The 14760-nt window shown below is 41.3% G+C and carries 13 protein-coding genes, 1 pseudogene, 1 riboswitch and 2 other annotated features; of the genes and pseudogenes, 9 read left to right on the top strand and 5 right to left on the bottom strand.

The window, feature by feature from the left end; all coding sequences use genetic code 11:
• The first annotated feature begins 2 nt into the window (after nt 1–2).
• The 3 genes and pseudogenes from HW098_RS08560 to HW098_RS10615 all read left to right on the top strand — a co-directional run bounded on the left by HW098_RS08560 (nt 3) and on the right by HW098_RS10615 (nt 3326).
• Entirely contained in the window at nt 3–2201 is a 2199-nt protein-coding gene (locus HW098_RS08560) for a hypothetical protein (RefSeq protein ID WP_057487901.1), read from the top strand.
• A gap of 4 nt (nt 2202–2205) precedes the next feature.
• The gene (locus HW098_RS08555) at nt 2206–2865 is read left to right on the top strand and encodes an ATP-binding cassette domain-containing protein (protein ID WP_176139843.1); all 660 of its coding nucleotides are present in this window, start codon (nt 2206–2208) and stop codon (nt 2863–2865) included.
• A gap of 3 nt (nt 2866–2868) precedes the next feature.
• Nucleotides 2869–3326 (top strand): annotated as a pseudogene (locus HW098_RS10615) (DpnD/PcfM family protein).
• A gap of 50 nt (nt 3327–3376) precedes the next feature.
• On the opposite strand, the gene HW098_RS08540 reads toward HW098_RS10615, so the two are convergent.
• The 4 genes from HW098_RS08540 to HW098_RS08525 form a co-directional block, all read right to left on the bottom strand.
• Nucleotides 3377–4639 (bottom strand): nucleobase:cation symporter-2 family protein, encoded by a 1263-nt coding sequence (locus HW098_RS08540; RefSeq protein WP_004256021.1) that lies wholly within the window; start codon nt 4637–4639, stop codon nt 3377–3379.
• Nucleotides 4639–5220 (bottom strand): xanthine phosphoribosyltransferase, encoded by a 582-nt coding sequence (locus HW098_RS08535; RefSeq protein WP_176139841.1) that lies wholly within the window; start codon nt 5218–5220, stop codon nt 4639–4641. The genes HW098_RS08540 and HW098_RS08535 overlap by 1 nt, the downstream gene beginning before the upstream one ends.
• 128 nt (nt 5221–5348) lie before the next feature.
• Nucleotides 5349–5444: riboswitch (purine riboswitch) on the bottom strand.
• A gap of 233 nt (nt 5445–5677) precedes the next feature.
• Nucleotides 5678–6064, bottom strand: coding sequence for a VOC family protein (locus HW098_RS08530; protein ID WP_176139840.1), 387 nt, complete (start codon nt 6062–6064; stop codon nt 5678–5680).
• Between the two features lie 11 nt (nt 6065–6075).
• Complete coding sequence (locus HW098_RS08525) at nt 6076–6903, bottom strand: exodeoxyribonuclease III (RefSeq protein WP_176139839.1); 828 nt, start codon at nt 6901–6903, stop codon at nt 6076–6078.
• Nucleotides 6904–7036: 133 nt separating this feature from the next.
• Between HW098_RS08525 and HW098_RS08520 the strand changes: the two genes are divergently transcribed.
• Nucleotides 7037–7492 carry a DUF3290 family protein gene (locus HW098_RS08520; RefSeq protein WP_176139838.1) on the top strand — a complete coding sequence of 152 codons (456 nt, stop codon included), beginning with the start codon at nt 7037–7039 and terminating at the stop codon, nt 7490–7492.
• Nucleotides 7489–8124, top strand: a complete 636-nt coding sequence (locus HW098_RS08515) for a DUF421 domain-containing protein (RefSeq protein ID WP_000174448.1) — start codon at nt 7489–7491, stop codon at nt 8122–8124. Before HW098_RS08520 ends, HW098_RS08515 begins: the two co-directional genes overlap by 4 nt.
• Here the strand turns inward: HW098_RS08515 and HW098_RS08510 are convergent.
• Nucleotides 8115–8285 (bottom strand): hypothetical protein, encoded by a 171-nt coding sequence (locus tag HW098_RS08510; RefSeq protein ID WP_176139837.1) that lies wholly within the window; start codon nt 8283–8285, stop codon nt 8115–8117. The two genes, HW098_RS08515 and HW098_RS08510, sit on opposite strands and share 10 nt — an antisense overlap.
• A gap of 45 nt (nt 8286–8330) precedes the next feature.
• On the opposite strand from HW098_RS08510, the gene HW098_RS08505 reads away from it, so the two are divergent.
• The 4 genes from HW098_RS08505 to HW098_RS08490 all read left to right on the top strand — a co-directional run bounded on the left by HW098_RS08505 (nt 8331) and on the right by HW098_RS08490 (nt 13956).
• The gene (locus tag HW098_RS08505; protein WP_176139836.1) at nt 8331–10076 is read left to right on the top strand and encodes an ABC transporter transmembrane domain-containing protein; all 1746 of its coding nucleotides are present in this window, start codon (nt 8331–8333) and stop codon (nt 10074–10076) included.
• On the top strand, nt 10066–11808 hold the full coding sequence (locus HW098_RS08500; protein WP_176139835.1) for an ABC transporter ATP-binding protein: 1743 nt from the start codon (nt 10066–10068) through the stop codon (nt 11806–11808). The genes HW098_RS08505 and HW098_RS08500 overlap by 11 nt, the downstream gene beginning before the upstream one ends.
• Before the next feature lie 183 nt (nt 11809–11991).
• The gene (locus tag HW098_RS08495; protein ID WP_176139834.1) at nt 11992–12684 is read left to right on the top strand and encodes a sugar transferase; all 693 of its coding nucleotides are present in this window, start codon (nt 11992–11994) and stop codon (nt 12682–12684) included.
• A 42-nt stretch (nt 12685–12726) separates the two neighbouring features.
• The gene (locus HW098_RS08490; protein ID WP_176139833.1) at nt 12727–13956 is read left to right on the top strand and encodes a DegT/DnrJ/EryC1/StrS aminotransferase family protein; all 1230 of its coding nucleotides are present in this window, start codon (nt 12727–12729) and stop codon (nt 13954–13956) included.
• Nucleotides 13957–13990: 34 nt separating this feature from the next.
• Nucleotides 13991–14220 (top strand) — a binding site (T-box leader).
• Nucleotides 14221–14465: 245 nt separating this feature from the next.
• Nucleotides 14466–14696, top strand: a binding site (T-box leader).
• Nucleotides 14697–14760 lie beyond the last annotated feature (64 nt).

Below are 14760 nucleotides of genomic sequence, written 5' to 3'. Positions count from 1 at the left end.
CTATGACTAACAAAAACATTTTTCTAGGAAAATTAAAATACCTAGCCCTGTTTTTGGTTGCTGTTCAGAGTATATTATTTGCTCTGACAGCAATTTTTTTTACAGGTGTATCTTATCAAGAAACATGGCAGCACTACAACCAGAATAATCGAACTATAACGCTGTACCTTCAAAAGCTAAATCCAATTCAGCAAGAAAAAGCGTTTCATTATTTAAATGAGAGAAGTGATTTAGCCGTTTGGACTCATCGAATCATTCAAGATTCTAATGGCAATGGTATACAAAAACATTATATAGATGCCATGGGAAATTCTGATTATTTTTCTGATTTTAACTTTCACCATTCAAATATTTTAACTAAGTCACAGCTAAAGGTCTTACTAGAGCATGAGGATAGTAAGAAAACGATAGGAATTGCTGAGGCGTCTCATGATACGCTTAATGAGCTACCGAGGCCTTTATTTACTATTCCGATTGTTATTGATCGATTAGAGCAAGTTTATCAAAAAACCAATACTTTAACGGGAATCTATCATGTAAATGGTTTAGAATCAGAAACAGACAAAAGTGAATTTATCAAACAGTTTGCGAGTGCCACAGACTTATCAGAGGAAAATTTTCTACAGGAAAAATTTGGTAGTCGTCGTGATTATGGTCTAGTTCCTTTTGTTCTCATAGGTTTGCTGTTATTTACAATGTTAACACTGTTAATATTATTGCTTGTAATTGTTCTTCAGGCCTATGAAAAATTTGGTAGTCTCACCCTACTGGGATGGAGTCGAAATGAATTTTGGTTAGCATTATTTAAACCTATTATTTATCCATCGGTTCTTAGCACACCTATATTAGCTGTAGGTATTTGGTGGTTGACAGGCTGGTCCCAAGTTTCATACTATATTTTGATACCTATCATGGGCCATATAGTATTTTCAATGTTGGCCTTAGCTACTATTCTCATTATTCCTAGTTTGATAGTTTATTCAGTGACTGCTTTGTCTGCTATTCACAAACGTTTTCCAAGTAGACTATTGACTATTTTAGGTATTAGTTCCTACATTGCGTTAAGCAGTATCTTAATTGCTACCAGTTATGCCCTAGATGGTCCTTTGTACCGTTTTATGGATAATGTCCATATTGCTAGGGCGTGGAAAAGTGTTGAGAATATGCAAGTAATTGATTCTTTTTCTGAAGGCGATGACTTGGGAACACTGGCAGGTACGAGTAATACATTAGAATTAAGTATGTATCATCTTTATACAAAAATAGGTCATGATGAAGGTGTCTATTTAATTCATAGTCAATACTACGGACAAGATTTTTTGGCGAACGTGACTGCTTATCAGAATCTACCTAGTAAACCATTTTGGTATCTAGTTTATTCTTATAATTATTTAACTGAACTAGGTTTTCAGTTTTCTGAAGAAGAATTAAATGAGATACGAAGTGGTAGCAGATTGTATCTGATTCCAGATAGTTATACAACTGAGGAACAGCAACGTATGCGAGCATATTTAGAAGAAAGTGTCAAAGTCTATGATGGGGATGTGGAGACACCATTTACACAAAATCGTCAATTCATTTATAAAAGCTATTCCACAACTAAAGATATTTTCCTTTGGTCCACAAATTTACAAGAAGGGGTAACTAGTAAGGAGCCGATTATTTTTGTAGCTAGTCCTGAAAATCTTTATTTTAAAGAGAGTGCAAATCTTGTTGTTTCGGGTTTCAATGGTTATCTCAAAATACGTAATCAGAATATTCTGACTCGTGTGAAGGAAGAGATAAAGACTCATTTTCCAGATCTTATGGATAACGATATTCAATTTACACCAGTTAGCCGATATATTGATGGACGCCAGAAAGAGTTGAGTTATACTTTTTATCTATTTGGCAGCGTTATATTAGCTATATTGATTAGTTTAACCTCAATACTAATTGCTTTGGTATTGATGTATCGAATTACTTATCAAGATCGGTTAATAGTGCAATACTTCTTAGGATTTGGTTTATGGGCACGTTATAAAGGAATTATGATTTTGGTGATTGCTTCTGCTATTATAGAGGTACTAATTAGTTTCTTATTGAAAACAAAATTGGGTATAGTGTCCGCCGCTTTATCTCTATGCTTGCAGTTAGTTCTTCTATATGGTTTTCTTTTGCGGAAAGAACAGCAGAAAATCTTAAATATATTTAAGGAGTAAGAATATGCCAACTATTTCAGTCAGACAGTTATCGAAATATTACGGTGCAAAACGTGTTATTGAGAATATTTCATTTGATATTTCGGATAGAGAATTTGTTGCGTTGATTGGTCCATCCGGTTCAGGAAAATCTACGTTACTCAACCTTATTGGCTTATTAGAAACTGTTGATGAGGGAACAATCACGATTGATGGTGAGATTCTACCACAAGTTAACTCTAAAAAGGCAACCCATCTCCGTCGAAATGTATTAAATTACTTGTTTCAATCTAATGCTCTGATTCCAAATGAAAGTGTTAGTGATAATTTGATGCTAGCACTTCATTACACTGATTTAACTAAGAAAGAAAAAGATAAAAAAATAAAGACAGTTTTATCAAAAGTTCACATGGAATCTTTCTTGGAGAGTCGTATTAATGAGTTATCAGGTGGAGAACAGCAGCGAATTGCTATCGCTCGTGCTATTCTAAAGCCAGGAGAGTTGATTCTAGCAGATGAGCCAACTGGCTCCTTGGATCCACAAATGGCTCAAACAGCCTTTGAATTACTGAAACTGCTACGTGATGAGTATGGGAAAACGATTATTTTGGTAACGCATAATATGGATCAGGCTCAGCAATGTGATAGAATTATTGACTTAGAACGCTTAAAAGATTTGAACTGATACGTGTTGCTACATATTGTTGCATCAGAAGAGGTGTATGATTTCTTAAAAGTTATCTGGCCTGATTATGAAACAGAGAGTAATTATGAAAACTTAAGTTTGATGGTCTATACTTTATCAGACTCTGATTGTGTGAGATGCTTATCTGAAAATATAGAATTTGGTGATGGGAAACAACTTTTTTTATTGAATAAAAAGTATGGCTGGGAATATGGAGATGAATTACCAGAGTGGTTGGAAAGTCCCAAACATAGATTATTGCTAATAAGTGAGTTATTAGAGAGAAACTTAAGATGAAAAAGTGTACTATAGAAATTACTGAAACTCTAGCTCGTCTAGTGAGTATAGAAGCTGAAGATAAGTATGAAGCTGAACGTATTGTAAGAGAAAAGTATAAGAATGGTGAAATAGTTCTTGGTGCAGATGATTTTCAGGACTATGAAACTAGTATATATGAGTAGGCAGATGTTTTTATTTTGTCACACAAAAAAGAGGCTAGCACCTCTTTTTCTTATTTCTTTTTATGATTTAACACGGCATTGAGTACAATGGCGAGTAGGCTGGCTACGACGATTCCGTTTGAGAAGAACATTTGGAAGGCTGTCGGCATGCTGACAAAGAGATTGCTGTTATTTAGACCGACACCTGCAGCGATTGAAACAGCTGCGATAAGGAAGTTATGTTCATTGTTAGCAAAGTCAACACGGGCGAGGATTTGCATCCCTTGAATAGATACAAAACCAAACATCACCAGCATGGCACCACCGAGGACAGGGCTTGGAATGATTTGGGCAAGGGCGCCAAACTTAGGAAGGAGTCCAAGGAGAACGAGGAAACCAGCTGCGTAGTAGATTGGCAGGCGAGTCTTGATACCTGATAATTTAACCAAACCAACGTTTTGTGAAAATCCTGTGTAAGGGAAGGTGTTAAAGATTCCTCCGAGAAGAACGGCCAAACCTTCTGCGCGGTAACCGTTGCGAAGGCGTGTGCTGTCGATTGGGTCTTTCGTGATATCAGACAAGGCTAGGTAAACACCAGTCGACTCAACCATAGACACCGTTGCGATGATACACATCATGACAATAGATGAGATTTCAAAGGTTGGCATCCCAAAGTAGAGTGGAGTTGGGACATGGACAAGAGGTGCTGCCGCAACAGGAGAGAAATCAACTAAGCCCATGCTAGCAGCAATGGCAGTTCCAACAACCAGACCAATCAAAATAGAGATAGACTTGATAAATCCTTTGGTAAAGATGTTAATCAAGAGGATAATCAGAACAGTGATAGCTGCAAGCAAGAGACTTTGACCAGTTGGCTCTGGAACATTATTTCCCATATTTCCAATAGCGACAGGAATCAAGGTTAAACCAATCGTGGTAATAACAGATCCTGTTACGATAGATGGGAAGAGATTGGCCACTTTTGAGAAGATGCCTGACACAAGAACCACGTAAATCCCTGATGCAATAAGGGCGCCAAACATAGCGCCACTACCATGGCTTTGCCCAATCATAATCAAGGGAGCGACCGACTGGAAGGCAACTCCGAGCACGACTGGGAGTCCAATTCCAAAGTATTTGTTGAGTTGGAGTTGGAGGAAGGTTGCCACCCCACACATGAATATATCTGTGGAAATCAGGTAGGTCAATTGCTCAGTTGAATAGCCAAGGGCTGTCGCAATCATGATGGGAACCAGGATGGATCCTGAGTACATAGCTAGTAAGTGCTGCAAGCCAAGAACGGCTGCTTGCGAATGTTTTTCTTGAGTTTGCATTAGAGATCTGCCTCCTTAAAAATAACTTGACCATTTTCAAAACGATCCAAACGAGCGAGTGATAGGACAGGATAGCCTGCTTTTTCAAGCAAATCACGGCCATCTTGGAAAGATTTTTCAATCACAATACCGATAGCTTCGACTGTGGCACCAGCCTGTTCGATGATTTGAATCAAGCCTTTAGCAGCTTGGCCATTAGCAAGGAAATCGTCGATAATCAAGACCTTGTCCTCTGGTGAGAGGAATTTTCCAGCGATAGAAACAGTGCTGGTTACCTGCTTGGTAAAGGAGTAAACTTCGGCAGTCAAGATTCCTTCGTTCATAGTGATATTCTTAGCTTTTTTGGCGAAAATCATGGGAATGTTTAAGGCTTCGGCTGTAAAAACGGCTGGGGCAATACCCGACGCTTCAATGGTCACAACCTTGGTAATGCCAGCAGCAGCGAATTTTTCCGCAAAAACCTTACCAATCTCTCGCATCAAGCTAAAGTCAACTTGGTGGGTTAAAAAGGAATCCACCTTGAGAATGTTGTCACCCAAGATATGCCCATCCTTGAGGATGCGCTCTTCTAATAATTTCATAAGACCTCCTAAAGTCTAAAAGCTAATCCATTTGCTTGTTTCAGATTTCTATCTAATAAAACTGATAGAAAAAGGACCTACTTAATCTCTAAGTAAGTCCCCAAAATAGGCATGGTAAAAACGCCATACCTCACTTCTGACTTACTTATTGTTAGGTGTTCCGGCACCTTGTAGAAACGTCGTGCCAATTCACAACATAAACAAGTAAAATGATATTCAATTTTAAACAGGCTACTGCCAATGTTTTTATTTTACACTAAATAACTTTAGAAATCAAATGTTTTGTTAGTGTTTTGGTTTGAAAAACGAACAAATATAATAAGAAGGGGCAAAAATTAACTTATTGGCTAACATTTAGAAGGTTTTTCCATCATAAAAGGCATATTATCAAGATTTTTCAAGACTTGACAATATGCCTTTTTCTAATTTTAAAGACTTTTCCCCAATCTTTATTATTCTACTCGCTAAATCTTAAAAAATAACCATCTGGATCCAAAATCGCAAATTCATGGGGATAGATATAGTGATCCCCAACGCGAAACTTTCTTTTGGTTAAGGGACGATAAATAGGATAGTTGGCTTCCAGCAGTTTTTGGTGGAGCTGAGGAACATCTGCAATGCCAAAGGAAATATTGACACCGCACCCGAAAGGATAGGTCAGCTGAGCTAATTCTTCTGCTCTGCCTTCTTCTAGCATAAGTTGGCAGTCTTCAAGCGAGAGGAAGAGAAATTTCTCCTCTGGACGCTCGTATTCGACAGAGAATCCTAGCAGGTCGCAGTAGAAGTGGCGTGATTTTTCTATGTCAGATACTACAAATTCAGGAATGACAGCTTGATAGTCCATTCGTTTTCTCCTTAGAGCTCAATCTCCATGACAATGGGTGTATGGTCTTGGCGAGCTCCCGAGTCGATCATATCAGACTTGGTCACCTTGTCAGCCACGCGGTTGCTTGTCAGCCAGTAGTCGATTCTCCAGCCTGTATTGTTGATTTTAGAAGTCTTGCTGCGTTGTGCCCACCAAGTATAGCGTTCTGGAACATCGCCGTGAATGTGGCGGAAGGTATCAGTAAATCCAGTTGCTAAAAGGTTGGTAAATCCAGCACGTTCCTCGTCGGTAAATCCTGGTGAATGACGGTTGCTGGCAGGATTTGCAAGGTCGATTTCATTGTGGGCAACGTTGTAGTCACCGGTCGCAAGGACTGGTTTTTCTTTGTCTAGTTGAGCCAAGTACTCAGCATATTTGACATCCCAGACCTGACGTTCTTCCAAGCGTTTGAGACCGTCGCCAGCGTTTGGAGTGTAAACTTGGGTAACGAAAAATTTATCAAATTCTAGAGTGATGATGCGGCCTTCCAAGTCCATGGTAGAAGGGGCACCGATTTCTGGGAAAGTGACAGTGGGTGTGAGTTCTTTCTTATAAAGGAACATGGTTCCAGCATAGCCTTTACGGGCAGGTTCTTGGGAAGAGCGCCACGTGTTTTCGTAGCCTGGGAAGAGTTCTTCTAAAATTTCCAAGTGTTTCTTTGTAGGACCCTTGGCAGAAAGCTTGGTTTCTTGGATAGCGATAATATCAGCATTTTCTGCCACAAGGGTTTGTAGGACTTCTTGGGACAATTTCGCGCGAGCTGAGTCACTAGTTAGGGCAGCATTGAGGGAATCAATATTCCATGAGATAAGTTTCATAAAGTTACCTTTTTCATTCAGATTATAGATTTTATTATACCAAAAAAAGGTTTATTTCCCCAACGTATGGTTTGAAAAATCACCCTCTTTCGTTTATAATGAAGAATGATTTTATGAAAGGGAGTGAAAATAAATGAAATTTTACTCATATGACTATGTGCTTAGCCAAATCAGTCAGCAAAATGGAATGATGATTGGCTTTGGAATTGTGCTCCTAGCTATCACAGGATTTTTTGCTTTTAAAGCCTATCGAGATAAAAAGGGAACTAAGTTTCGGGAATTGGTCATGATTTTAGCCTTGACCTTAGTGGCCATGCTTTTGGTGACAATTTCAAAATACCAGACCAATCAAGCCTCTAACAACCAATTTCAAACTTCCCTTCATTTCATAGAGGTCATTTCCAAAGACTTGGGAGTGGATAAATCAGAAGTTTATGTCAATACTTCTGCAGTCACTGATGGAGCGCTTGTCAAGGTAGGTTCAAATGTCTATCGTGCTATGAACGGGAGCCAACCAGACAAGTATCTTTTAGAGAAAATAGAATTGCATCAAACAGACACTATTGAATTGGTGGAGGTAAACAAATGACACTCAACTATATGGAAATTTTAATCAAACTGGCCTTGGGTCTTTTCTCGCTGGTTTTCGTGATCAATGTGACAGGAAAAGGAAACCTAGCACCTAACTCTGCGACAGACCAAATTCAGAACTATGTTCTCGGTGGTATCATCGGTGGGGTAATTTACAATAGTTCTATCAGCATTCTCCAGTATGCAGTGATTTTGATGATGTGGACGATTTTGGTTTTGACACTCAAATGGCTCAATAACAATGTTCGTTTTGTCAAACGCTTGATTGATGGGAAACCAACTCTCCTCATCAAAAATGGGCAGATTGATCCAGAAGCCTGTCGTTCAGTTGGTTTGTCTGCGGCAGATGTAGCTCTCAAACTTCGTAGTCAAGGGATTTTCCAGATGAAGCAGGTCAAACGCGCTGTGCAGGAGCAAAATGGCCAACTTATCGTGGTCCAAATGGGAGATGAAAATCCTAAGTATCCAGTTGTGACTGACGGTGTGATCCAAGTTGATGTTTTGGAATCGATTGGCCGTAGCGAAGAGTGGCTGCTTGATAACCTCAGCAAACAAGGGCATGACAATGTGGCCAATATCTTTATCGCTGAGTATGATAAGGGTGCGGTCACAGTCGTAACCTATGAATAAGAAAAACCTGAGGTCTTGTACTCTTCAAAAATCTCTTCAAACTGCGTCAACGTCGCCTTGCCGTATGTATGGTTACTGACTTCGTCAGTTCTATCTACAACCTCAAAGCAGTGCTTTGAGCAGCCTGCGGCTAGTTTCCTAGTTTGCTCTTTGATTTTCATTGAGTATTGGCCTCAGGTTTCCATTTGTAATCAGAAAGGGATTTTATGTCCATTATTCAAAAACTTTGGTGGTTTTTCAAGTTAGAAAAACGCCGTTATCTAGTCGGAATTGTGGCTCTGGTCTTAGTTTCCGTCCTCAACCTTATTCCCCCTATGGTTATGGGGCGGGTGATTGATGCCATCACATCGGGACAATTAATCCAGCAGGACCTCCTTCTTGACCTATTTTATTTACTTCTTGCGGCCTTTGGGATGTATTATCTGCGCTATGTTTGGCGGATGTATATCCTTGGGACTTCCTACCGTTTGGGACAGATTATGCGCTCTCGCTTATTTGAGCATTTCACAAAAATGTCTCCAGCCTTTTATCAAACCTATCGGACTGGGGACCTGATGGCACACGCCACCAACGATATCAATGCCTTAACCCGTCTCGCAGGGGGTGGTGTTATGTCTGCCGTGGATGCCTCTATCACGGCTTTAGTGACCTTGCTGACCATGCTTTTTAGCATTTCGTGGCAAATGACCCTAGTTGCCATTTTACCCCTGCCTTTCATGGCTTATGCGACCAGTCGTCTAGGGAGAAAGACCCACAAGGCTTTTGGTGAATCACAGGCTGCCTTTTCTGAACTTAATAACAAGGTGCAGGAGTCTGTATCAGGTATTAAAGTGACCAAGTCTTTCGGTTACCAGGCGGACGAGTTGAAATCTTTCCAGGCAGTCAATGAATTGACCTTCCAAAAGAATCTGCAAACCATGAAATACGATAGTCTCTTTGACCCCATGGTTCTCTTATTTGTTGGTTCCTCCTATGTTTTAACCCTCTTGGTCGGTTCCTTGATGGTTCAGGAGGGGCAGATTACAGTTGGGAAACTGGTCACTTTTATCAGCTACTTGGATATGCTAGTTTGGCCTCTTATGGCCATCGGCTTCCTCTTTAATATTACCCAGAGAGGAAAGGTTTCTTACCAGCGGATTGAAAATCTTTTGTCTCAGGTATCACCCGTACAAGACCCTGAGTTTCCTCTGGATGGTATTGAAAATGGGCGCTTGCAGTATGCCATTGATAACTTTGCTTTTGAAAATGAGGAAACATTGACGGATATTCACTTTAGTCTGGAAAAAGGGCAAACCCTAGGCTTGGTCGGGCAGACAGGTTCTGGTAAAACGTCCTTGATTAAGCTCCTCTTGCGTGAATATGATGTGGATAAGGGAGCCATTTATCTGAATGACCACGATATTCGTGACTATCGTCTGACAGACCTTCGCAGTCTCATGGGCTACGTCCCTCAGGACCAGTTCCTCTTTGCGACTTCGATTTTAGATAATATCCGCTTTGGCAATCCTAACTTGCCCCTTTCAGCGGTCGAGGAAGCGACTAAGCTAGCACAAGTTTATCAAGACATTGTAGCCATGCCTCAGGGATTTGATACGTTGATTGGTGAAAAGGGAGTTAGTCTTTCTGGAGGTCAAAAGCAACGTCTGGCCATGAGTCGGGCTATGATTTTAGACCCTGATATCTTGATTTTGGATGATTCTTTGTCAGCCGTGGATGCCAAGACGGAGTATGCGATTATCGACAATCTCAAGGAGACGCGAAAGGACAAGACAACCATTATTACGGCTCATCGCCTGAGTGCGGTTGTCCATGCAGATTTGATTTTAGTCCTGCAAAATGGTCAAATCATCGAACGAGGCAGGCACGAAGACCTGCTAGCTTTGGATGGCTGGTATGCCCAAACCTACCAGTCTCAGCAGTTGGAAATGAGGGGAGAAGAAGATGCAGAATAAGAAAGAACAATGGGCTGTATTGAAGCGCTTGATGTCCTATCTCAAGCCTTACGGGCTCCTGACCTTTTTGGCACTCGGTTTTCTCCTAGCGACGACGGTCATTAAAAGTGTCATTCCCCTTGTGGCTTCCCACTTTATAGACCAGTATCTGAGCAATCTCAACCAACTTGCTGTGATCGTTTTGCTGGCCTACTATGGCCTTTATATCCTACAAACTCTGGTCCAGTATGTCGGCAATCTTCTCTTTGCACGGGTGTCCTACAGTATTGTTAGGGATATTCGTCGGGATGCCTTTGCCAATATGGAAAAGCTGGGCATGTCTTATTTTGACAAGACGCCAGCAGGCTCCATCGTCTCTCGTTTGACCAATGATACTGAGACCATCAGCGATATGTTTTCAGGGATTTTATCTAGCTTTATCTCAGCAGTTTTCATCTTTCTGACAACTCTTTATACCATGTTGGTGTTGGATTTTCGTTTGACAGCATTAGTCTTGCTCTTTCTCCCCTTGATTTTCCTTTTGGTCAATCTCTATCGGAAAAAATCAGTGAAAATCATTGAGAAAACCAGAAGTCTCTTGTCAGATATCAATAGCAAGCTGGCTGAAAACATCGAGGGAATCAGAATAATCCAGGCCTTTAATCAAGAGAAGCGCCTGCAGGCGGAATTTGATGAGATCAACCAAGAACACTTGGTCTATGCCAACCGTTCTGTAGCCTTGGATGCCCTCTTTTTGCGCCCTGCCATGAGTTTGCTGAAACTCTTAGGATACGCTGTCTTGATGGCCTATTTTGGTTACCGTGGGCTTTATCTGGGAATAACTGCCGGGACTATGTATGCCTTTATCCAGTACATCAACCGCCTTTTTGACCCCTTGATTGAAGTAACGCAAAACTTCTCAACCCTTCAAACGTCCATGGTTTCTGCGGGCCGTGTATTTGCCTTGATTGACGAGAGGACCTATGAGCCTCTTCAAGAAAATGGCCAGTCTGAGGTCAAAGAAGGCAATATCCGTTTTGAACATGTGTGCTTCTCATATGATGGAAAACATCCGATTCTGGATGATATTTCCTTCTCCGTTAACAAGGGTGAGACCATTGCCTTTGTGGGTCATACAGGTTCTGGGAAATCTTCGATTATCAATGTTCTCATGCGTTTTTATGAATTTCAATCAGGGACAGTTCTCTTGGATGATGTGGATATCAGAAACTACAGTCAGGAAGAGTTGAGAAAAAACATCGGTCTGGTCTTGCAGGACCCCTTCCTCTATCACGGGACCATTAAGTCCAATATCGCCATGTACCAAAAAATCAGTGATGAGCAGGTCCAGGCTGCGGCAACCTTCGTGGATGCAGATTCCTTTATTCAAGAACTTCCTCAGGGATATGATGCACCTGTTTCCGAGCGCGGTTCGAGCTTCTCTACTGGTCAGCGTCAGCTTCTTGCCTTTGCTAGAACAGTCGCCAGTCAGCCTAAAATCCTGATTTTGGATGAAGCGACAGCCAATATTGACTCTGAGACAGAAAGTCTGGTTCAAGCTTCTCTGGCTAAGATGAGACAGGGGCGGACAACCATTGCCATCGCTCACCGTCTTTCTACTATCCAAGACGCCAATTGTATCTATGTTTTGGACAAGGGGCGCATTATCGAGAGTGGAACCCATGAGGAACTTTTGGCTCTGGGAGGAACCTACCACAAGATGTATAGCTTGCAGGCAGGGGCCATGTCCTAATACTCTTTGAAAATCTCTTAAAACCAGGTCATCTTTATTTGCAACCTAAAAGCTGTACTTTGATTTTCATTGAGTGTAAGAATGAAATCCTTCAAATTACAGATTTCTTTCACCGCCTTTTCCATTTTGTGGTATAATGAAAAATGTTGACAAATAGTATAATAAAAACAAAGGAGAAACAGCATGCTGAAATGGGAAGACTTGCCCGTGGAAATGAAATCAAGCGAGGTTGAGTCTTACTACCAGCTTGTCTCTAAAAGGAAGGGTTCGCTGATTTTCAAGCGTTGCTTGGACTGGGTTTTAGCCTTGGTTGTATTGGTTCTGACCTCTCCCATCTTTCTCATCTTGAGCATTTGGATCAAGTTGGATAGCAAGGGGCCAGTGATTTACAAGCAAGAGCGCGTGACCCAGTACAATCGACCTTTCAAGATTTGGAAGTTCCGTACCATGGTGACGGATGCGGATAAAAAAGGGAGTCTGGTGACTTCTGCTAACGATAGTCGTATTACCAAGGTTGGCAATTTTATCCGCCGTGTCCGTTTGGACGAACTGCCTCAGCTGGTCAATGTCCTTAAAGGCGAAATGTCTTTTGTAGGGACGCGTCCTGAAGTGCCACGCTACACAGAGCAGTATAGCCCTGAAATGATGGCGACCTTGCTTTTGCCAGCAGGGATTACCTCTCCAGCCAGCATCAACTACAAGGATGAGGACACCATCATCAGTCAAATGACGGAGAAAGGTCTGTCAGTTGACCAGGCCTATGTGGAGCATGTTCTTCCTGAAAAGATGCGCTATAACCTTGTCTATCTCCGAGAGTTTAGTTTCCTTGGAGACATCAAAATCATGTTTCAAACCGTGTTTGAAGTGCTAAAATAAAGTAGTCATGAGAAAATGAGTACAGATAAAAGGAGCAAATCAATGCCAAATTACAATATTCCATTTTCACCACCCGATATCACCGAAGCTGAAATTGCTGAAGTAGCGGATACCCTGCGTTCTGGTTGGATCACAACAGGTCCTAAGACAAAAGAACTAGAGCGTCGCTTGTCTCAATATACACAGACACCTAAGACCGTCTGCCTCAACTCTGCGACTGCCGCTCTTGAGTTGATTTTGCGTGTTTTGGAAGTGGGGCCTGGTGATGAAGTCATTGTTCCAGCTATGACTTACACAGCTTCATGTAGTGTCATCACGCACGTAGGAGCAACACCTGTCATGGTGGATATCCAAGCAGATACGTTTGAGATGGATTATGACTTGCTGGAGCAAGTTATCACTGAGAAAACTAAGGTGATCATCCCAGTAGAGCTCGCAGGGATTGTTTGCGACTACGACCGTTTGTTCCAAGTAGTGGAGAAGAAACGTGACCTCTTTACTGCGTCAAGCAAGTGGCAAAAAGCCTTTAACCGTATTGTGATTGTCTCTGATAGTGCCCATGCTTTGGGATCTACTTATAAAGGACAACCAGCTGGTTCTATCGCTGACTTTACTTCTTTCTCATTCCATGCCGTTAAGAATTTTACAACTGCTGAGGGAGGAAGTGCGACTTGGAAGGCCAATCCAGCGATTGACGACGAAGAGATGTACAAGGAATTCCAAATTCTTTCCCTTCATGGGCAAACTAAGGATGCTCTTGCCAAGATGCAACTGGGCTCATGGGAATATGATATCGTCACACCAGCCTACAAGTGCAATATGACCGATATCATGGCGTCACTTGGTTTGGTACAATTGGACCGTTACCCTGGTTTACTAGAACGTCGTAAGGAGATCGTGGACCGCTATGATCGTGGTTTTTCAGGTTCTCGTATCCATCCATTGGCACATAAGACTGATACTGTCGAATCTTCACGCCACCTCTACATCACCCATGTAGAAGGAGCGAGCTTAGAAGAACGCAATCTTATCATCCAAGAATTAGCTAAAGCAGGAATTGCAAGTAATGTACACTACAAACCACTTCCGCTCTTGACAGCCTATAAGAATCTTGGCTTTGATATGGCGAACTATCCTAAGGCTTATGCCTTCTTTGAAAATGAAATTACGCTCCCTCTTCACACTAAATTAAGCGATGAAGAAGTGGACTATATCATTGAGACTTTCAAAACAGTTTCTGAAAAAGTACTAGCTTCATCAAAAAAATTGTAAAAAAGTCTTGACAAAGAAAAAACAAAGTATTAAAATAAGTTCAACAAATCAGAAAAGTAACTATTTTTGATCTTCAGGGAGCCTGTGGTGATTGTGAACAGGTGGTTGGAAATAGTGAAAGTGGGCTGATTTTAAAAATGAATTTGAAACAATGAAAATTCGGTGCGCACACCTTACAGTGCAACTTGTTGTTAGACAAGGCAGAGATGTAAAGGGATAGACCCTTTATAATTGAGGTGGCACCGCGTTACCAACGCCCTCACATGGAAGTAGATTCTGTGTGTGGGCTTTTTTCTTTCGGTCATTTTGTTTTTCTTTTATTAGGGCCTTAAGTCGCTTTGATGAACTTGAGTTCTATCTACAGCTCCTTGCCTACTACTAAAAGCAAACAAAATGGCCGGATTCATACGAAAAAAGCTAGTAAAGGTGTACCGAAATAAAAATCTCATCATCAATGTCTCTGGTCGTGGAGACAAGGCCGTAGCTGCGATTGCAGACTACCTAGAAGCTAAAAAATAATAGATGGAAAAATTACAGTCCTTTCTCTCACAGAGAGCTTGTGGTTGCTGGAAACAAGCAGAGAAAGTTGTAAGGTTGGGTCCATCTGAAACGAGAGAAGAAAACATAATTCTCAAGGGAGTGCCCTTTATCGCACAGCCTGTTACAGGACTTTCTGAGACAGGAATGAGAGATAGGAGAAATCCTATAATTGAGGTGGCACCGCGAATTTCGTCCTCACGCAAGTTATTTTGCGTGGGGATTTTTTATACAGTCACCACGGACTAGAAGTAGAACTGAAAGGGA

The sequence above is a fragment of the Streptococcus sp. 1453 genome, from assembly GCF_013276955.1.
Taxonomy (GTDB): domain Bacteria; phylum Bacillota; class Bacilli; order Lactobacillales; family Streptococcaceae; genus Streptococcus.
The sequence above is the reverse complement of the archived record's forward strand: the minus strand, read 5'-3'. Positions and strand labels throughout refer to the sequence as shown.